At 65.7% G+C, this 17,993-nt stretch carries 16 protein-coding genes; 7 read left to right on the forward strand and 9 right to left on the reverse strand.

What is annotated here, in order from left to right; translation table 11 throughout:
• Nucleotides 1–13: 13 nt before the first annotated feature.
• Together cyoB and NLI89_RS05850 are read right to left on the reverse strand one after the other, a co-directional pair.
• Nucleotides 14–2,014: a cytochrome o ubiquinol oxidase subunit I gene (cyoB, locus tag NLI89_RS05845; RefSeq protein ID WP_254686163.1), complete on the reverse strand. Its 2,001-nt coding sequence runs from the start codon at nt 2,012–2,014 to the stop codon at nt 14–16.
• Between the two features lie 9 nt (nt 2,015–2,023).
• Complete coding sequence (locus NLI89_RS05850; RefSeq protein WP_439144479.1) at nt 2,024–3,265, reverse strand: COX aromatic rich motif-containing protein; 1,242 nt, start codon at nt 3,263–3,265, stop codon at nt 2,024–2,026.
• A gap of 173 nt (nt 3,266–3,438) precedes the next feature.
• Between NLI89_RS05850 and NLI89_RS05855 the strand changes: the two genes are divergently transcribed.
• Nucleotides 3,439–4,770 (forward strand): MFS transporter, encoded by a 1,332-nt coding sequence (locus tag NLI89_RS05855; RefSeq protein ID WP_254686164.1) that lies wholly within the window; start codon nt 3,439–3,441, stop codon nt 4,768–4,770.
• Between the two features lie 316 nt (nt 4,771–5,086).
• Here the strand turns inward: NLI89_RS05855 and NLI89_RS05860 are convergent, their stop codons facing one another.
• Together NLI89_RS05860 and NLI89_RS05865 are read right to left on the reverse strand one after the other, a co-directional pair.
• A complete protein-coding gene (locus NLI89_RS05860; protein WP_254686165.1) occupies nt 5,087–6,247 on the reverse strand; it encodes an MFS transporter in 1,161 nt (386 codons plus the stop codon).
• 63 nt (nt 6,248–6,310) lie between these two features.
• Entirely contained in the window at nt 6,311–6,928 is a 618-nt protein-coding gene (locus tag NLI89_RS05865; protein WP_254686166.1) for a flavin reductase family protein, read from the reverse strand.
• Between the two features lie 51 nt (nt 6,929–6,979).
• On the opposite strand from NLI89_RS05865, the gene NLI89_RS05870 reads away from it, so the two are divergent.
• Genes NLI89_RS05870 through NLI89_RS05880 form a run of 3 tightly spaced genes read left to right on the forward strand, consistent with a single transcriptional unit; the run spans nt 6,980 to nt 9,784 of the window.
• Nucleotides 6,980–7,750 (forward strand): cytochrome b/b6 domain-containing protein, encoded by a 771-nt coding sequence (locus NLI89_RS05870; RefSeq protein ID WP_254686167.1) that lies wholly within the window; start codon nt 6,980–6,982, stop codon nt 7,748–7,750.
• On the forward strand, nt 7,747–8,508 hold the full coding sequence (locus NLI89_RS05875; protein ID WP_254686168.1) for a molybdopterin-dependent oxidoreductase: 762 nt from the start codon (nt 7,747–7,749) through the stop codon (nt 8,506–8,508). The genes NLI89_RS05870 and NLI89_RS05875 overlap by 4 nt, the downstream gene beginning before the upstream one ends.
• A gap of 49 nt (nt 8,509–8,557) precedes the next feature.
• Nucleotides 8,558–9,784 carry an SAM-dependent methyltransferase gene (locus NLI89_RS05880; protein ID WP_254686169.1) on the forward strand — a complete coding sequence of 409 codons (1,227 nt, stop codon included), beginning with the start codon at nt 8,558–8,560 and terminating at the stop codon, nt 9,782–9,784.
• A gap of 156 nt (nt 9,785–9,940) precedes the next feature.
• Here the strand turns inward: NLI89_RS05880 and NLI89_RS05885 are convergent, their stop codons facing one another.
• Nucleotides 9,941–10,420: an EF-hand domain-containing protein gene (locus NLI89_RS05885; RefSeq protein WP_254686170.1), complete on the reverse strand. Its 480-nt coding sequence runs from the start codon at nt 10,418–10,420 to the stop codon at nt 9,941–9,943.
• Nucleotides 10,421–10,478: 58 nt separating this feature from the next.
• Between NLI89_RS05885 and NLI89_RS05890 the strand changes: the two genes are divergently transcribed.
• The 3 genes from NLI89_RS05890 to NLI89_RS05900 are packed head-to-tail and all read left to right on the forward strand — an operon-like array spanning nt 10,479 to nt 15,134.
• Nucleotides 10,479–11,696 carry an argininosuccinate synthase gene (locus NLI89_RS05890; protein ID WP_254686171.1) on the forward strand — a complete coding sequence of 406 codons (1,218 nt, stop codon included), beginning with the start codon at nt 10,479–10,481 and terminating at the stop codon, nt 11,694–11,696.
• 38 nt (nt 11,697–11,734) lie between these two features.
• Nucleotides 11,735–13,501 carry a hypothetical protein gene (locus NLI89_RS05895; protein ID WP_254686172.1) on the forward strand — a complete coding sequence of 589 codons (1,767 nt, stop codon included), beginning with the start codon at nt 11,735–11,737 and terminating at the stop codon, nt 13,499–13,501.
• 40 nt (nt 13,502–13,541) lie between these two features.
• Nucleotides 13,542–15,134 (forward strand): hypothetical protein, encoded by a 1,593-nt coding sequence (locus NLI89_RS05900; RefSeq protein ID WP_254686173.1) that lies wholly within the window; start codon nt 13,542–13,544, stop codon nt 15,132–15,134.
• Here NLI89_RS05900 and NLI89_RS05905 read toward each other — a convergent pair.
• The 4 genes from NLI89_RS05905 to NLI89_RS05920 all read right to left on the reverse strand — a co-directional run bounded on the left by NLI89_RS05905 (nt 15,097) and on the right by NLI89_RS05920 (nt 17,983).
• The gene (locus tag NLI89_RS05905; RefSeq protein WP_254686174.1) at nt 15,097–16,242 is read right to left on the reverse strand and encodes a GNAT family N-acetyltransferase; all 1,146 of its coding nucleotides are present in this window, start codon (nt 16,240–16,242) and stop codon (nt 15,097–15,099) included. The two genes, NLI89_RS05900 and NLI89_RS05905, sit on opposite strands and share 38 nt — an antisense overlap.
• A 179-nt stretch (nt 16,243–16,421) precedes the next feature.
• Nucleotides 16,422–16,886 carry a RidA family protein gene (locus tag NLI89_RS05910; protein WP_254686175.1) on the reverse strand — a complete coding sequence of 155 codons (465 nt, stop codon included), beginning with the start codon at nt 16,884–16,886 and terminating at the stop codon, nt 16,422–16,424.
• Between the two features lie 204 nt (nt 16,887–17,090).
• A complete protein-coding gene (locus NLI89_RS05915) occupies nt 17,091–17,717 on the reverse strand; it encodes an HAD family hydrolase (RefSeq protein WP_254686176.1) in 627 nt (208 codons plus the stop codon).
• Nucleotides 17,714–17,983 carry a DUF3572 domain-containing protein gene (locus tag NLI89_RS05920; protein ID WP_254686177.1) on the reverse strand — a complete coding sequence of 90 codons (270 nt, stop codon included), beginning with the start codon at nt 17,981–17,983 and terminating at the stop codon, nt 17,714–17,716. The genes NLI89_RS05915 and NLI89_RS05920 overlap by 4 nt, the downstream gene beginning before the upstream one ends.
• Nucleotides 17,984–17,993 lie beyond the last annotated feature (10 nt).

Here is a 17,993-nt window from a genome sequence, read left to right on the forward strand (position 1 = left end):
TGCGGACATCGCGTCAGGCTCCCTGGGTCGCGAGCTGGCGAGTGCGCGCGTCCTCGCTGGCGATCACGTCCTCGACCGGGATGTGGAAGTCGCGCTTGTAGTTGAAGGTGTGGAAGATGGTCGTCGCGAAGATGCCGACCAGCGTCAGCCCGGCGAGCCACCAGATGTACCAGATCATCGCGAAGCCGAAGGCCACGCTCAGTCCGGCGAGCACGACGCCCGTTCCCGTACCGCTCGGCATGTGGATCGACTTGAAGCCACTGACCGGGCGAACCGCCTTGCGCTCCTTCATGTCGTACCAGGCGTCCAGGTCGTGGACGATCGGCGTGAACGCGAAGTTGTAGTCCGGCGGCGGCGACGAGGTCGCCCACTCGAGCGTGCGGCCGTTCCACGGATCGCCCGTGAGGTCGGCGAGCTTCTCGCGGTTCCGGATGCTGACGAAGATCTGCATCAGGAAGGCACCGATACCGGCGGCGATCAAGGCTGCACCAAAGGCGGCGATGACGAACCAGATCTGCAGGTTCGGATCGTCGAAATAGCGCATGCGGCGGGTCACGCCCATCAGGCCGAGCACGTAGAGCGGCATGAAGGCGAAGTAGAAGCCCACGACCCAGCACCAGAACGAGATCTTGCCCCACGTCTCGTTCAGCTTGAAGCCGAACGCCTTCGGGAACCAGTAGTTGATGCCGGCGAACATGCCGAACAGCGTGCCGCCGATGATCACGTTATGGAAATGCGCGACCAGGAACAGCGAGTTGTGCAGCACGAAGTCGGCGGGTGGCACCGCAAGGAGCACGCCGGTCATGCCACCGATCGTGAAGGTCACCATGAAGGCGATCGTCCACATCATCGGCAGTTCGAACCGGATCCGGCCCTTGTACATCGTGAACAGCCAGTTGAAGATCTTGGCCCCAGTCGGGATCGAGATGATCATCGTGGTGATGCCGAAGAACGAGTTCACGCTCGCGCCCGACCCCATTGTGAAGAAGTGGTGCAGCCAGACGAGGTAGGCGAGGATCGTGATGACGAGCGTCGCATAGACCATCGAGCTGTAGCCGAAGAGGCGCTTGCCCGAGAAGGTCGAGGTGACCTCCGAGAAGATGCCGAACGCCGGCAGGACCAGGATGTAGACCTCGGGGTGACCCCAGATCCAGATCAGGTTGACGTACATCATCGGGTTGCCGCCCGAGTCGTTCGTGAAGAACGCAGTGCCGATGTAGCGGTCGAGCGACAGCATCGCGAGAACCGCGGTCAGCACCGGGAAAGCGGCGACGATCAGGATGTTGGTGCAGAGCGACGTCCAGGTGAAGATGGGCATCTTCATCATGGTCATGCCGGGGGCGCGCATCTTGACGATGGTCGCGACCAGATTGACGCCGGACAAGAGTGTCCCGATGCCGGCGATCTGCAACGCCCAGATATAGTAATCGACACCGACGTCCGGCGAATACGCCAGTCCCGAGAGTGGCGGCATCGCGAGCCAGCCGGTCCGCGCGAACTCACCGATGAACAGCGACATCATGACGATCACGGCACCCGCCGCGGTCATCCAGAAGCTGAAATTGTTGAGGAACGGGAACGACACGTCGCGCGCACCGATCTGGAGCGGGACGACATAGTTCATCAGGCCCGTGACCAGCGGCATCGCCACGAAGAAGATCATGATCACGCCGTGCGCGGTGAAGACCTGATCATAGTGGTGCGCGGTCAAATATCCTTCGGACCCGTTGAACGCCATCGCCTGCTGCGCGCGCATCATGATCGCGTCGGAGAACCCGCGCAGCAGCATGACGATCGCCAGGATGATGTACATGATGCCGATCTTCTTGTGATCGACGCTGGTGAACCACTGGTTCCAGAGATAGCCCCAGACCTTGAAATAGGTCAGCGCCGCGACGAGGCCTGCGCCACCGATCGCCACCATCGCGAACGTCGCGACGACGATCGGTTCGTGCAGCGGCAGCGACTCCAGGGTCAGGCGGCCGAAGATTGTCTTCAACAGAGTGTCGTTCATGATGGTTCTCTAGCCGTTCGCGACGGGGCGCGTGCCCGGCTTGGTTGAGGGGGTCAGCATCGTGTGGTTGCGGTTGGCGTCCGAGCCGGGCGCACTGTTCGCGCCGTCCCGTTTTATGTCGGCCGGTGCGGTCCAATGTTTCCCGCTTCCCTTCTGGTCGGCATCCTTCATCAAGGCGCCTTCGACGCGCTCGGACGAATCCTGCGGACCCTTGCCGCCATTGACGCCCGGCATCGCCATACCGGCATGCGAGTCCCCCCCGCCCTTGCCGCCGTGCATCATCTGCGACATGCAGACCTTGCCGGGCTGAACGCACTGTTCGACGACCAGCTTGAACATGTCCGGCTCGACCGCATTGTAATAGCGGACCGGCACCTTCTCGCTCGGCTTCTCCAGCTGGAGATAGCTGGCGCGGTTCAAACCGCCGCCGCGCTGCTTGACCTGGTTGATCCAGGCATCGAAGCCCGCGTCGCTCACGCCGTGGAAGCGGAAGCGCATGCCCGAGAAGCCTGCACCGCTATAGTTGGACGAGAAGCCCTCGTAGTTGCCGGGCTTGTTGATGACCGCGTTCAGCGTCGTCTGCATGCCGGGCATCGTGTAGATCATGCCGGCGAGCGCAGGGATGTAGAACGCATTCATCACCGACGACGAGGTCATCGAGAAGCGGATCGGGCGATCGACCGGTGCGGCCAGTTCGTTGACCGTGGCGATGCCGTATTCCGGATAGATGAACAGCCACTTCCAATCGAGCGCGACGACCTGCACCTCGAGCGGCTTGCCTGCACCATTGGCACCGTTGCCGACCTGCTGCTTGTCGACCAGATTGCCGACCGGCACATTGTTCGCGAGCGTCGGCGTATCGGGCTTGATCCGGCCGAGCGGGCGATACGGATCGAGCAGATGCGTGCTGGTCCAGGTCAGCGCGCCGAGCGCGATGATGATCAGCAGCGGCACGCCCCAGATCAGCAGCTCGAGGCCGACCGAGTGATCCCAGTTGGGCTCGTACTTGGCGGCCTTGTTCGACTGGCGATAGCGGAACGCGAAGAACAGGGTCAAAAAGATCACCGGAACGATGATCAGCAGCATCAGCCCGGTCGAGATCAGCACCAGATCGCGCTGCTGCACTGCGATATCGCCGGAGGGCGACATCACAACCCAGTCGCAACCGCTGGTGAGCAATGCCAAGGGCATGGCAACCAACCATTTTCGGGCCGAGATTTTGGTGCGGGAAAGCTGTGTCACGACGGTCATGCGGTCCCCCTACGCCTGCGTTGCGCTGCGCTACAGTGGACAATTTGTCCAATGGGCGCTGCACTGCAACATCGGCATGGCTTTATCATGTCCAAGGGTAGCATAGATTGCCCCTGCCCGCATCCGCCGGAACAGCGTATGATGGGTCCGCGCCCCGAAGAGCGAGTTGAAGAATGAGTGCAAACACGATCCCCGAGACGAGCTTCGAAGCCGACGCTCGCAGTATCCACAGCGACGGCGAGCACGTCACGCCCGGCGTGATCGCGATCGGCGTGGTGATCGGCCGCACCTCGGAGTTCTTCGACTTCTTCGTCTACGCGATCGCCTCGGTGCTGGTGTTCCCGACCCTGGTGTTCCCGTATGTCGACCGGCTGCAGGGCACGCTCTATTCGTTTGCGGTATTCGCGCTGGCGTTCATCGCCCGCCCGATCGGCTCGATCATCTTCATTGCGGTCGATCGCGCGTACGGCCGCAGCGTCAAGCTGACGATGTCGCTGTTCCTGCTCGGCACGTCGACCGTCGCGATGGGGTTCATCCCGAGCTATGAGTCGGTCGGCAACTGGTCGGTCGCGATCCTCGCCTTGCTGCGCATCGGCCAGGGTGTCGCGCTCGGCGGTGCCTGGGACGGGCTTGCCTCGCTGCTGTCGCTCAATGCGCCGGAGAAGCATCGCGGCTGGTACGCGATGCTGCCGCAGCTTGGTGCGCCGATCGGCCTGCTGGTCGCCAGCGGCCTGTTCGCGTTCTTCGTCGCCGCACTGCCGACCGAGGACTTCTTCGCCTGGGGCTGGCGCTATCCGTTCTTTGTGGCGTTCGCGATCAACGTCGTCGCGCTGTTCGCGCGCCTTCGTCTCGTCGTGACGCCCGAATTCGAAGACATGTACGCCAAGCGCGAGCTGGAGCCTGCGCCGGTGGTCGAGACCGTGCAGTCGCAGTGGAAGGCGATCTGGCTCGGCTCGTTCGTGCCGCTCGCCAGCTTCGCGCTGTTCCACATGGTCACGGTGTTCCCGCTGTCGTGGGTCGTGCTGTTCACGCGTGAATCGGCCGGTCGCTTCCTGGTGGTCGAAGTCATCGGCGCGATCATCGGTATCGGCGCGATGTTGGTGTCGGGTCTGCTCGCGGACCGATTCGGGCGTCGCACGATGCTCGGCACGATCGCGGTCCTGATCGCGCTGTTCGCGATCGCCGCACCGTCGCTGCTCGATGGCGGCGATGTCGGCGAGCGCCTGTTCATGGGCATCGGCTTCCTGCTGTTCGGTCTGTCGTTCGGCCAGTCCTCGGGCGCGATCGCGTCGAGCCTGTCGCCGCAGCATCGCTACACGGGGTCGGCGCTGACGACCGATCTCGCCTGGTTGTTCGGTGCGGGCTTCGCTCCGCTGGCGGCACTGCTGCTGACGAGCAAGCTCGGGCTGGCGGCGAGCGGCGCGTATCTGTTCTCGGGCGCGGTGTTCACGCTGATCGCGCTGGGGCTGAACAAGCAGCTCGCCAAGCGCGATATCGCGCGCTGAGGTTTGGGGACAACTAGCTCCCTAACCGACACCACCCCGGCGAAGGCCGGGGCCCAATTGGTAAGGCTGAAGTAACGGAGCGCTGCCCTTAGTCATCATCGTCCCCCAATTGGGCCCCGGCCTCCGCCGGCGTGGTGGTGATTGGGATAACTCCAAGCCCTTCCAAAACCGTCGCCTTCCACAACCGTCACACCAGCGAAAGCTGGGGTATTTCTGTTGGCGGACGCCGCGACCCGGAACGGGGAGATCCCAGCTGTCCCTGGGATGACGGCAGGAAAGACGTCAGCCGGCGAACGCTGGGATGACGGTTAGGCAGTCAGACCCTCCGGCGATCGATCGCCCAAGACAGCGCCCAGATCGCGAAGCCGCCGAGGGCCAGCGCCGTCCCGACCCAGCCGGTCGAGGGCAGGCCGAAGCCGCCCGCGATAGCCAGACCGCCAAGCCAGGGCCCGAGCGCGTTCGCGGTGTTGAACGCGGAATGGTTAAGCGCCGCCGCCAGGGTCTGCGCCTCTTCCGCGATATCCATCAGCCGGGTCTGCAGGATCGTCGACAGGCCTCCGCCGCAGCCGATCAGCACCACCACCGGCAACATCGCCCAGAGGTGCGGCGTGGCTGGCGCGTAGAGCGCTAGCGCCCCTGCCCCGAACAACAGCGTGATCCCCGCCGCCGGCATCAGCGCGACGTCGGCGGCCTTGGCGCAGACCAGGGTGCCGATCGTCAGGCCGACGCCGAACAGCGCGAACGCGACGGGGGTGAAGGCGGACGACACGCCGGTAACGTCGGTCAGTGTCGAGGCGAGGTAGGTGTAGACGCAGAAGATCCCGCCAAAGCCGATCGCGCCGATCGCCAGCGTCAGCCACACCTGGCCATTGCGCAGCGCCGCGAGTTCGCCGAGCGGGCTGGCGTCCTTCGCAGGCCGCAACACCGGCGCGAAGCGGAACAGCATCACCACCGTCGCCGCGGCGATGATCGCGACGACCCCGAACCCCCAGCGCCAGCCGAACCACTGGCCGAGACCGTTGGCGAGCGGCACCCCGGCGATCGTCGCGATCGTGAGCCCCAGCATCATCCGCGACACCGCCTGCGAACGCCGCTCATGCGCGACCATCGACGCCGCGACCAGCGATCCGACGCCGAAATACGCGCCGTGCGGCAAACCGCTCAGGAACCGGGCCAGCAGCATGAGGTGATAGGTCGGCGCGAGCGCGGACAGTCCGTTGGCGATTCCCAGAAACGTCATCAAGGCGATCAGCAGCGTGCGCCGTTCGATCTTCGCCGCCAGCACGGCGATCGTCGGCGCCCCCACGACCACGCCGAGCGCATAAGCGCTGATGACGTGGCCCGCGGTCGGCTCATCGATCCCGAGCCCCCGCGCGAACTGCGGCAACAGGCTCATCGCGGCGAATTCGGTGGTGCCGATCGCAAACCCGCCGACGGCGAGCGCGAGCAGCGCCATGCGCGTATCGACTGGTTTCATGCGGAGGTGGCTTTCGTAAATCGGTGCGGCAGCAACATGCTGCGCCGCAACATACGCCTCCTATCAGCCCGGCCGACGCATTTTGAACAAGGAATCCTCCGTGATGGCAAAGTAATCCGCGGGGCCGCCGCCGCGCAGGATCGGTTGCGCGCGCGCCGTCTGGTACACACCGTCCTCCAGCATCGCCGGGTCGATGTGGATCGCGACCGCTTCGCCCAGCACCAGCCACTGGTCGAGCGCGCGGCCTTCCTTGGTCTCGAGCCGGATCAGCTGCGTCAGTCTGCATTCGAACTGCGCGCGGCTGGCGGCGACGCGCGCCGGCTTCACCTTGGTCGAGGGTGCCATGTCGAGCCCGGCCAGCGCGAACTCGTCGACGTCGGCGGGCACGGTCGCCGACGTCGCATTCATCGCCTCGCCGAGATCGCGGGTGACGAGGTTCCAGACGAACTCGCCGGTCGCCTCGATATTGGCAACGCTGTCCTTCCAGCCCATCGACGAGAAGCCGATGATCGGCGGATTATAGTTGAACAGGTTGAAGAACGAATAGGGCGCGAGGTTCGGCACGCCATCCGCCGATACCGTGCTGACCCAGCCGATCGGCCGCGGCGCGACGATCGCGTTCAAGGGATCGTGCGGCAGGCGGTGGCCGTTTGCGGGTTCGTAAGAATGCCATTCGATCATGCGCTTATCCCTGCTAGGATCGGGTTCGACTGGCTATAGCGAAGGCCGCGCATGAACGATCCCATTGCCTACTCCGATTCCGTCCGCGGTTCCGTCCCTGGTTCCGTGGTGGTCGTCAAACGCCACAAGCTGGCGACCCGCGTCTGGCACTGGGTGACGGTGGTGACGATGTTCATCATGATCGGCAGCGGGATCGGCATCCTGAAAGCCCATCCGCGGCTGTATTGGGGCAGATACGGCGCGAATTTCGACACCGCCTGGACGACGCTGGACCAGTGGCCGGGATGGGTGGTGACGCTGCTCAACCTGCTGACGATCCCGGCGAGCTACAATCTCGCCATCTCGCGGCGCTGGCATTTGCTGTTCGCGCTGGTGCTGAGCTTCGCGCTGCTCGGGTTCATGATCGTGAGCCTGATCAACCGGCATTTCCAGCGCGACCTCCGCGTCCGCGCCGCCGAGCTTTCGCCGCGCGAAGTGGCGCATGACGTGAAGGAGCATCTCGCCTTCCGCTTTCATGATCCGAAGCGGCCGGGCGCGTACAATATCCTCCAGAAGCTGTCGTACGTGGCGACGATCTTCGTGCTGATCCCGGTGATGATCCTGACCGGGCTCGCCATGTCGCCGAACATGGATGCCGCATGGCCGTGGCTGCTGGAGATTTTCGGCGGGCGGCAATCGGCGCGCTCGATCCACTTCATCGCCGCCACCGGACTGGTGCTGTTCATAATCGCCCATCTCGCGCTGGTCATTCTCGCCGGCGCCTGGAACGAGGTTCGGTCGATGATCACCGGACGCTGGGCCGTGCCGGAGGACGTCGCATGAGTTCGTTGATTACCCGCCGGTCACTCGTTGTCGGTGCGACCGTCGGCGCGGGAGCGCTGCTGACCGGGTGCGACAAGATCGCCGCGAACCCCGAGGCGCGCAAAATCCTGTTCATGGGCGAGGACATGAACCGGGGGCTGCAACGCGCGCTGACGAACCGCAACGCGCTCGCACCAGAGTTCACCCCCGCGCAAATGTCGCCGATCTTCCGCTCGAATGGCACGCGCGATCCGGGAACGCCTGGATACACCGCGATGGTCGCGAACAACTTCGCGGATTACCGGCTCAAAGTCGGCGGGCTGGTCGATCGGCCGTTGTCGGTGACGTTGCCGCAACTCCGCCAGATGCCGTCGCGCACGCAAATCACGCGGCACGATTGCGTCGAGGGGTGGAGCGCGATCGGCAAATGGCATGGACCGAAGCTCGGCGCGCTGCTCCAGGCCGCCCGGATCCGCGACACCGCACGCTACATCGTCTTCACCTGCGCCGACCTGTACCGCGGCACGCCCTATTACGAGTCGATCGATCTGGTCGACGCGTTCCACCCGCAGACGATCCTGGCTTGGGCGCTCAACGACCGCGTGCTCGACGTCGCACACGGTGCGCCCGTCCGGCTGCGCGTCGAGCGGCAACTCGGCTACAAGCACGCGAAGTATGTGATGGCGATCGACGCGGTCGAAAGCCTCGCCGGGATCGGCAAGGGCAAGGGCGGATATTGGGAAGATAACGTGGATTATGACTGGTATGCAGGAATCTGAACCGCCGCGGGGGTAGCGCAATTCCGTACCAGTCATTAGCTAAAGCAGCATGGCTCTTTTCGATCGTTTCCTGGCCCGGCAGGTTAAAACCGGCGAACTCACTTTGGTCCATCCGGACGGCACGACCAAGCATTTCGGCAAGCCCGACCCCGCCTATAACCCCGTCACGATCCGGCTGACGCAACCCGGCGTGGCCGGCGCGATCGTCCGCCACCCGGCTCTCGGCGCGGCGGAGGCGTTCATGGACGGGCGCCTTGCAATCGACCGCGGCGACATCCGCGATCTGGTCAATCTTCTCAAGGGCAACAGCCCGTGGGAGCGGGGCGGCGGGCTCAATCCGTCGCTGCCGATCAAGCTGCTCGACAAGGTCGTCCACCGAGTCGACCGCGTGAACATGGCGCGCCGGTCGAAGAAGAACGTCGCGCATCATTACGACCTGTCGGACCGGCTGTACGACCTGTTCCTCGATGCCGACCGGCAATATTCCTGCGCGTACTTCACCGATCCGGGCAACAGCCTGGAGCAGGCGCAGAGCGACAAGAAGGCGCATATCGCCGCCAAGCTGGCGATCCAGCCGGGGATGCGCGTGCTCGACATCGGCTGCGGCTGGGGCGGCATGGCGCTGTATTTGCATGCGAAGACCGGCGCCGAGGTGCTGGGCGTGACGCTTTCCGAAGAGCAGTTGAAGGTCGCCCGCCGTCGTGCCGAGGAGGCCGGTGTCGCCGACAAGGTGAAGTTCGAGCTGATCGATTACCGCGCGCTGACGGGCAGTTTCGACCGGATCGTGTCGGTCGGGATGTTCGAGCATGTCGGCCCGGCGCACTACAAGGCGTTCTTCCGCAAATGCCGCGATCTGCTGACCGAGGAGGGCGTGATGCTGCTCCACACGATCGGCCGAATGGGCGGGCCGGGCGTCACCGACACGTTCACGACGAAATACATCTTCCCGGGCGGGTATAACCCGGCGCTGTCGGAGATCGTGCGCGGCTACGAGGGTCTTAAGTTCTTCCCGACCGATATCGAGGTGTTGCGCGTGCATTACGCGCTGACGATCGACCACTGGTATGACCGGACGGTGGCCGCGAAGGACGCGATCGTCGCGCTGTACGACGAGCGATTCTACCGGATGTGGACGTTCTATCTGGCGGGGGCCGCGGCGGCGTTCCGGACCGGCGGGATGGTCAACTACCAGGTCCAGCTGTCGAAGAGCCGGATGACCCTGCCGCTGACGCGCGACTACATGATCGAGGGCGAGCGGGCGTTGCGGGAGGGCTGACCTGCTCCCCTCCCTGAAAGGGAGGGGCTTAACCTGCTCCCCTCCCTGGAAGGGAGGGGCTGGGGGTGGGTCGGCCGCTTGGGATCAGCGGCGCCCGCAAAACGGGCCGACCCACCCCTAACCCCTCCCTTCCAGGGAGGGGAACCCGGTTGCGCTTCAGCGTGGCCCCTGCACTTCCGCCTTGGCCGCAGCGCGCTCGTCGCCGCCGATCTTGCCATCCTTGTTCGCATCGTATTTCGCGAACGTCGCCGCGAGCAGCGCCTGCGCCTCGGCTTGCGTCACCTTGCCGTCCTTGTTCTTGTCCGCGCTCGTGAACCACAGGTCCGCAAGGCGCTTGGCGTGGACCGGGTCCGGGCGGCCCGGCCCGACCTTCATGTTGCTGATCCGGCCCTGCACTTCGGCGCGCGTGAGGACGCCGTCCTTGTTGGTGTCCGACGCGGCGAATTCGGTCTTGAACTTGGCGGAGGCGGACGCGCGGGTTTCCTGCGCGAGCGCCGGGCTCGCGAGACCGGCGAGAACGAGAACGGTAAGGCTTTGGCGTAGCACGGTGCGGTAACTCCAGAGGATTTGCGGCGCGAATAGACCGGTTTGGTTGTACGCGCCATGAATGCGGGAGTTGCATGCGGCCGGTTGCATGGAAGCCGCCCAACGCATAGGGGCGCGGACATTGGACATTGCCCGAAGGACCCTGCCCGTGACCGATCAGATCAAACGTGTCGTTCTCGCCTATTCCGGTGGCCTGGACACGAGCGTGATCCTGAAATGGCTCCAGCAGACCTATAATTGCGAAGTCGTCACCTTCACCGCCGATCTCGGCCAGGGCGAGGAACTCGAGCCGGCGCGCGCCAAGGCCGAGATGATGGGCGTGAAGCCCGAGCACATCTTCGTCGACGATCTGCGCGAGGAATTCGTGCGCGACTATGTGTTCCCGATGATGCGGTCGAACGCGCTGTACGAGGGGCTGTACCTGCTCGGCACGTCGATCGCCCGGCCGCTGATCGCCAAGCGCCAGATCGAGATCGCCAAGATGGTCGGCGCCGACGCGGTCAGCCACGGCGCGACCGGCAAGGGCAACGACCAGGTCCGCTTTGAGCTCGGCTATTACGCGCTGTCGCCCGACATCAAGGTGATCGCACCGTGGCGCGAATGGGATCTCACCAGCCGCACCAAGCTGATCGAGTTCGCGGAAGCGCACCAGATCCCGGTGTCGAAGGACAAGCGCGGCGAGTCGCCGTTCTCGACCGACGCGAACATGCTGCACACCTCGTCGGAGGGTAAGGTCCTTGAGAATCCGTGGGACGAGGTGCCGGACTATGTCTATTCGCGCACGGTGAACCCCGAGGACGCGCCCGACGCGCCGGAATACATCACGGTCGATTTCGAGCGCGGCGACGGCGTCGCGATCAACGGCGAGGGCATGTCGCCCGCCACGTTGCTGTCGACGCTCAACGAGTATGGCCGCCGTCACGGGATCGGCCGGCTCGATCTGGTCGAGAACCGCTTCGTCGGCATGAAGAGCCGCGGGATGTACGAGACTCCCGGCGGCACGATCTATCAGCTCGCACACCGCGGCATCGAGCAGCTGACGCTCGACCGCGGCGCCGCGCACCTGAAGGACGAGCTGGCACCGCGCTATGCCGAACTGCTCTACAACGGCTTCTGGTTCAGCCCCGAGCGCGAGATGCTGCAGGCGGCGATCGACCACAGCCAGGAGAAGGTGTCGGGCACCGTCCGCCTGAAGCTCTACAAGGGCGGCGTGTACGTGGTCGGCCGCAAATCGCCGAACTCGCTGTATTCGGAGAAGGTCGTGACGTTCGAGGACGATCAGGGCGCCTACGACCAGCGCGACGCGGAAGGCTTCATCAAGCTCAATGCACTGCGGCTGCGGTTGCTCGCGAAGCGCGACCGGTAACTACGGTCGGTTAACCATGCGGCGCTACAGCCGCTCGGGTGGACCGCGAACGCTCTGAACTGGCCGGCGACCTCCTAGTCGCGCTTGGACTGGCGCTGGTGCTCGGAGTAGTCTGGGCCCTGCGCGACTGGTCTTCGCTGGCGGCGCTGCGACTGCCCGACACCGACGACGTCGTGCGCCTCCAGCAGGTGCGCGACTGGCTCGGCGGGCAGGCGTGGGGCGATCTGACCCAGTATCGGCTCGGCGCGGGCCTGCCGATGCACTGGTCTCGTGTCGCCGACCTTGGCCCTGCCCTGCTGATCGTCGCCGGTACGCCACTGCTGGGGGCGCACGGCGGCGAAGTCGTTGCGGTGGCGGTCTGGCCGATCCTGCTGTTCGCCTGCGCGCTGTGGCTGATCGGCCGGATAACCCGCCGACTGGATGCGGGCGCGGCGCGCACGGCGATGGTCGTGGCTGCGATCGCCTATCCCGCGACGACGATCTTCCTACCCGGACGGATCGATCACCACGGCCTGCAACTCGTGCTGCTGCTCGGCGCGACGCTAGCCGCGATGGGACCGTCGACCTTCCGGAACGGGGCTATCGTCGGAGTATGCGCGGCAACCAGCCTCGTCGTCGGGATGGAGACGATGCCGTTCTTCGCGGTCCTCGGCGCGGCGTCGCTCGGGGTATGGGCGCTATCGCCTGAAGAGGGCGATCGCCGCATTATCGGGATCGGCATCGGTACGCTGGCCGGGCTCGCGATCGGGGTGATGGGGTTTGCGGGGTGGCACTGGCGCTACCCCGCCTGCGACGGGTTCACGCTGCAAGCCGCGTCCGGGCTGGCGATCATGGCGGTCGTGCCGCTGGCCGTCGCGCTGCTGGGACGTCGGGCGAGATCGCTGCGCAGCCGGCTGGCAGTCATAGCCGCCCTCTCGCTGGCCGCGCTGGCTGTCGCGCGCTCGGCCGCACCATCCTGCGAGGCGCCCTATGGGCAGGTGCCGCCGCTGTTGCGCCAACTCTGGCTCGATCGTGTCGGCGAGGCGCAGTCGGTGTTCGCCGCACCGCCGGCCATGGTCTTCGGGTATCTGGGCGTCATGCTGGCCGGCGTCGCCGCATCGGTGTGGCTGATGCGCCGCAATCCCGATCGCAACGCCGCACTGTTGCTGGCGCTCCAGTGCACTGCGGTCGCGATTGCCGCCGTGCAGCTGCGCGGGGCCTATACCGGCGCGATGCTGGGCGCACCCGCTCTGGCCATCCTGATCGGCGCGGCACGGCGGCGCGGGACGCTGGCGCTCGTGACGGCATGGGTCGTTTCGGCGGGAATGGTCTATCCGCTGGTGGCGCAGGCCGTCACGCCATCACCGACGGGGTCGTCGACCGGAGCACCGATCCGCGACGGGACGACGACCGCGTCGTCGTGCGCGTCCCCCGCGATGATGGCGACGCTCGCGCGGCTTCCGGCAGGCATGGTTATGGCACCGATCGACATCGCGTCCTGGGGTATCGCCGCGACGTCGCATCGCTTCGTCGCCGGCCCGTATCACCGCAACACCGCGGGAAACCTGGCGATGTACCGCTTCTTTTTCAGTTCGCCGGCATCGGCAGAGGCGATCGCCCGCCGTTGGGCGGTTCGCTACGTGCTCTATTGCTACGGCGATCTGGGGGTTGCCGAAGCGTCCGGCAGCATCGCGGAGCGGCTGGCCACCGGCAGAATTCCGCGGTGGCTCAAGCCCTTGGACGGACCGCGCGCCTCGCTGTTCGCGGTCATGGAACACCCGACGAACCGCGATGCGCATCACCCGGGAGCAATCGAGACGCGGTAAGCGCTTGTGTGGAACTTGTCGCGTGTTCTAGACGCGCGGGATGGGGGCTGGATCGCGCACGACGGGGCTGAATTGGTGGCAGACGCGCGGCTTCGTCTTCGCGGTCGCGATCGCGTCGGTGATACCGTTGCTGTGGCCGGAGATCCCGCCGCTGGTCGACCTGCCGGGTCATATGGGCCGCTACCGCGTCCAGCTGGCGATCGGCGAGAATCCGTGGCTTTCGCAGTGGTATAACTTCCGCTGGCAGATGATCGGCAACCTCGGGATCGACCTGTTGATCGAGCCGCTCGCGCCGATCTTCGGGTTGCAGCTGGCGGTGAAGCTGATCGTGATGGCGATCCCCGCGCTAACCGTCACGGGCCTGCTGTGGATCGCGCGCGAGGTGCATGGGCGAATCCCGGCAACCGCGTTGTTCGCGCTCCCGCTCGCCTACAGCTATCCGTTCCAGTTCGGATTCGTGAATTTCGCGCTGGCGATGGCGCTTGCGCTGAACCTGTTCGCGCTGTGGCTGCGCATGGGGCGGCTCGGGCGGACCAAGCTGCGCACCGCGATCTTCATCCCCGTCTCGTGCCTGTTGTGGCTGTGCCATACGTTCGGCTGGGGCGTGCTGGGCGTGCTCGCCTTCTCCGCCGAGCTGATCCGCCAGCACGATATCCGCCGCGACAGCGACCCCAAGAGCTGGGCGCATGGCTGGTTCAGGGCCTGCATCCAGGCCGGGCTGAACTGCCTGCCGCTCGCACTGCCGATGGTCATGATGGTGGTGTGGCGCTCGGGCGATCATGTCGGCGGCAAGACGCAGGACTGGTTCAACTGGCGCTGGAAGATGAACTGGATCACGATGGTCCTGCGCGATCGCTGGATGGCGTTCGACATCGCATCGGTCACCGTGCTGTTCGTGATCCTGTTCCGCGGCGTGCGCGACCAGACGATCGAATATTCGCGCAACCTGGGGCTGTCGGCGCTGTTCCTCGCAGGCGTGTACGTGCTGTTGCCGCGGATCGTATTCGGGTCGGCCTATGCGGACATGCGGCTGGCGCCGTTCGTGCTGGCGATCGCGGTGATCGCGCTGCGGCCGCGGCATGGGTTGTCGCTGCGGGGCGCCGCCGTGCTGGCGGTGCTCGGGTTTGCGTTCTTCGGGGTGCGGCTGGTGGGGACGACGGTCAGCTACCTGATGTACGATCGCAGCTACGACCAGGCGATCGCGGCGATCGATACGGTGCCCGAGCGGTCGCGCGTCGTGTCGTTCGTCGGGCGCAGGTGCCGCGACGACTGGGCGTATTCGCGGCTCGAGCATGTGCCCGCGCTGCTGCTCGAGCGGCGGCTGGCGTTCACCAACGACCAGTGGTCGATGGCCGGGGCGCAGTTGCTGACGACGAACTACGCAGCGGCGCGGGGGTTCGCGCATGATCCGTCGGAGATCGTCAGCGACATCAAGTGCCGCGGTCAGTTCTGGCGGCCGATCTCGATGGCGCTGGAGAAATTCCCGCGCGATGCGTTCGATTACGTCTGGCTGATCCACCCGCCGAAGTTCGACCCAGCGCTGGTCCGCGACCTGACGCTGATCCGTCGCGACGAAACGAGCTTGCTCTACCGCGTCAACAAGCCTGCGGCTCGCCCCGCCGGAACGGAGTAAGCTCGCCAAGATATTCCTGCTGCTCGGCGACGGCTTCGCGTTCGCGGACGAGATAGTCGGCGATCGCGCGACGGAAGCTCGGGTCGGGGATGTAGTGCGCGGAATAGGTCGCGACGGGCGCATAGCCGCGCGCGAGCTTGTGTTCGCCTTGCGCGCCGGCCTCGACGGTCTTCAGGCCGCGCGAAATGGCGGCGTCAATCGCCTGATAATAGCAGAGCTCGAAATGGAGGAACGGCACCTCCTCGGTCGCGCCCCAATAGCGGCCGTAGAGCGTGTCCTCGCCGATCAGGTTGAGCGCACCGGCGATTGGTACGCCGGCGCGCTCGGCGAGGATGAGCAGGACGCGGTCGCCCATCGTCTTGCCGATCTGGTCGAAGAACGCGCGCGTCAGATAAGGCTGCCCCCATTTGCGAGCGCCGGTGTCCTGGTAGAACACCCAGAACGCATCCCAATGCGCGGGCGTGATCTCGACACCGGTGAGGTGGCGGATGGTGAGACCTTCGACCGCGGCGGCGCGCTCCTTGCGGATCGCTTTCCGCTTGCGACTCGCGAGCATGGCTAAGAAATCGTCGAAACTCGCATAGCCGTCGTTCTTCCAGTGGAACTGCGTGCCCTGGCGGATCAGCCAGCCGGCGGATTCGAACAGCGCCACTTCGGCGGGGTCGATGAAGGTGGCGTGCGCGGAGGACAGCCCGCTCTGGTCGGTCACTGCCTCCAGCGCGGCGATCAGCGCGGGAGCCTGGTCGCGATCGCGGAGGAGAAGGCGCGGGCCCGGCACCGGGCTGAACGGCGCGGCGATCTGGAGTTTGGGGTAATATTGCCCCCCCGCCCGCTCCCATGCGTCCGCCCAGCCCTGGTCGAAGACGTATTCGCCCTGGCTGTGGCTCTTGGCATAGGCGGGCGCGATTGCGACCGGCTTGCCGTCGGGACCGTCGACCACCACCGGCAGCGCCTGCCAGCCTGAGCGGCCGCCAACGCTCCGCGACGCTTCGAGTGCGGACAGGAAGGCGTGGCCGACGAATGGGTTGGCCGTCCCGGCGCAGGCGTCCCAATCCTCGGCCGCGATCGAGGTGACGCCTTGGGCGATGCGGGCTGTGACGGCGTTCATCCGCGATATTTGGGGTAGCGGCGTGCCGATAGCAAAGGCCGCGTCAGCTTATATCTCAGGAAAGCAGCCGCCCGTCCCCATACTCTGTTCTCCCGCGAAGGCGGGAGCCCAGGACCACATGCGCTGCGCTTGGCGACCCTGGACTCCCGCTTTCGCGGGAGAACAAGGATCTCAGGAGGTCAGGCGGAAACCTGGACGATCGCGTCGATCTCGACCGCGGCGCCAAGCGGGAGGACGGGCACGCCGACTGCCGAACGCGCGTGCTTGCCGGCATCGCCGAACAGGGCGACCATCAGGTCCGACGCACCGTTGGCGACCTTGGGCTGATCGGTGAAGTCGCCGGTCGAGTTGACGAACACGCCGAGCTTCACGATCCGCTCGACCCGGCCGAGCGTGCCGAGTGCGGCCTTCATCTGCGCGACGAGCATGAGCGCGCACAGCTTGGCGGCCTCCTGCGCGTCCTCGAGCGATACGCCGTCGCCGACGCGGCCGGTGACGAGCGTGCCGTCCTTGAACGGCAACTGGCCCGAGATGTGGAGCATGCCGTTCGCCAGCACGGTCGGGACGTAGGACGCCACGGGTGCGGCAGCCTGGGGGAGGGTGAGGCCCAGCTCTTCGAGCTTGCGGTCGATACGATCGGTCATGGGTGAGGTATCACCACAGGCGCGGGGGATGGGTCAAGTGGCGGGCAGGCCCTCCCCTTCTTCCTCCCTCCCTGGAAGGGAGGGGCCGGGGGTGGGTCGGCTTCCGCATTGCAAGGAACGGTTGCGACCAAAGCCAGCTCACCCACCCCCAACCCCTCCCTTTCAGGGAGGGGGGAATGGTGTGTTCGTGGTGAAGCAAGCGGCTCAGGCGGTCGCAGGTACGCCCGCTTCGAACCGCGCGGCGATCCAGTCCGCCGCCTCGCGCCAGTCGTCGATCCGTGCATGCGCTTCCGGCGCCTTCGGTACGCTCACCGCGAGCGTCGGCTCAGAGACCATGTGCAACCGGTGCACCCCCGGCGCGTGCTTCGCGACCGACTCGTGGTGCACCGCCAGATCGTCGACGAACACCGTCACCGGCGAGCCATATTCCTCGACCAGCCGCGAGACCGGCGTGCCCTTGCCGCCCTGGTTGCACTCGACCCGGTGGGCGATGCCGAACTTCGCCAGCTGTTCGATCCGCGGCTGGCGGCATTCGTCCTGGAGGTTGGTGAGGATGACGATATCCGCCACCTGCGCCAGCCGCTCCAGCGCCTCGACCGCATGCGGCACCAGCGTCTGACGATGCATCTCGCCCGGGAAGAACTCACCCAGCATCGCCCACATGTCCTCGCGCGACGGCGGCGGGCCGCCATCGCGCCGGGTCATCGCGGTCGAGAAGTCGCCGTGCTGGATCGCGAAGTCGATGTCGTGGCGCTCGTCGAGCCAGACACCGAAATGCTTGACCATGTGCAGCAGCACTTCGTCGCAATCGCTGATCAGCAACGGCCTCATCCTTCCAGCTCCATCCGGGCGCGGACCAGCGCCTCGGGCTTCACGCCGAGCGACTCGGCGCAGGCGATCAGGTCCGGCTCGTGGTTTTCGAGAAATCCGAGTGCGGCGGACAGCACAATAGGATCGCTCGCCCTTGCGCGGAGATCGTGCGGCTCGAGGCCGGTCACCGACAACAGCCGCATCGCGCGATCGGCCTCGACCAGGGTCCATACCAGCGCGCGCAGGGCGAGCGCCTCGGCGTCTTCGTTTGAATCGCGGTCGCGCATTGCCTATCGT

It is taken from the genome of Sphingomonas faeni, from assembly GCF_024273235.1.
GTDB classification, from domain to species: Bacteria; Pseudomonadota; Alphaproteobacteria; order Sphingomonadales; family Sphingomonadaceae; genus Sphingomonas; species Sphingomonas faeni_A.

Excerpts from the sequence above, each read along its gene's own strand:
- NLI89_RS05905 (WP_254686174.1), bottom strand. The coding sequence starts at position 16,242 with ATGAACGCCGTCACAGCCCGCATCGCCCAAGGCGTCACCTCGATCGCG.
- NLI89_RS05880 (WP_254686169.1), top strand. The coding sequence starts at position 8,558 with ATGGCTCTTTTCGATCGTTTCCTGGCCCGGCAGGTTAAAACCGGCGAA.
- NLI89_RS05870 (WP_254686167.1), top strand. The coding sequence starts at position 6,980 with ATGAACGATCCCATTGCCTACTCCGATTCCGTCCGCGGTTCCGTCCCT.
- NLI89_RS05900 (WP_254686173.1), top strand. The coding sequence starts at position 13,542 with ATGGGGGCTGGATCGCGCACGACGGGGCTGAATTGGTGGCAGACGCGC.
- NLI89_RS05915 (WP_254686176.1), bottom strand. The coding sequence starts at position 17,717 with ATGAGGCCGTTGCTGATCAGCGATTGCGACGAAGTGCTGCTGCACATG.
- NLI89_RS05910 (WP_254686175.1), bottom strand. The coding sequence starts at position 16,886 with ATGACCGATCGTATCGACCGCAAGCTCGAAGAGCTGGGCCTCACCCTC.
- NLI89_RS05885 (WP_254686170.1), bottom strand. The coding sequence starts at position 10,420 with ATGCAACCGGCCGCATGCAACTCCCGCATTCATGGCGCGTACAACCAA.
- NLI89_RS05865 (WP_254686166.1), bottom strand. The coding sequence starts at position 6,928 with ATGATCGAATGGCATTCTTACGAACCCGCAAACGGCCACCGCCTGCCG.
- NLI89_RS05855 (WP_254686164.1), top strand. The coding sequence starts at position 3,439 with ATGAGTGCAAACACGATCCCCGAGACGAGCTTCGAAGCCGACGCTCGC.
- NLI89_RS05875 (WP_254686168.1), top strand. The coding sequence starts at position 7,747 with ATGAGTTCGTTGATTACCCGCCGGTCACTCGTTGTCGGTGCGACCGTC.
- NLI89_RS05920 (WP_254686177.1), bottom strand. The coding sequence starts at position 17,983 with ATGCGCGACCGCGATTCAAACGAAGACGCCGAGGCGCTCGCCCTGCGC.
- NLI89_RS05860 (WP_254686165.1), bottom strand. The coding sequence starts at position 6,247 with ATGAAACCAGTCGATACGCGCATGGCGCTGCTCGCGCTCGCCGTCGGC.
- cyoB (WP_254686163.1), bottom strand. The coding sequence starts at position 2,014 with ATGAACGACACTCTGTTGAAGACAATCTTCGGCCGCCTGACCCTGGAG.
- NLI89_RS05850 (WP_439144479.1), bottom strand. The coding sequence starts at position 3,265 with ATGACCGTCGTGACACAGCTTTCCCGCACCAAAATCTCGGCCCGAAAA.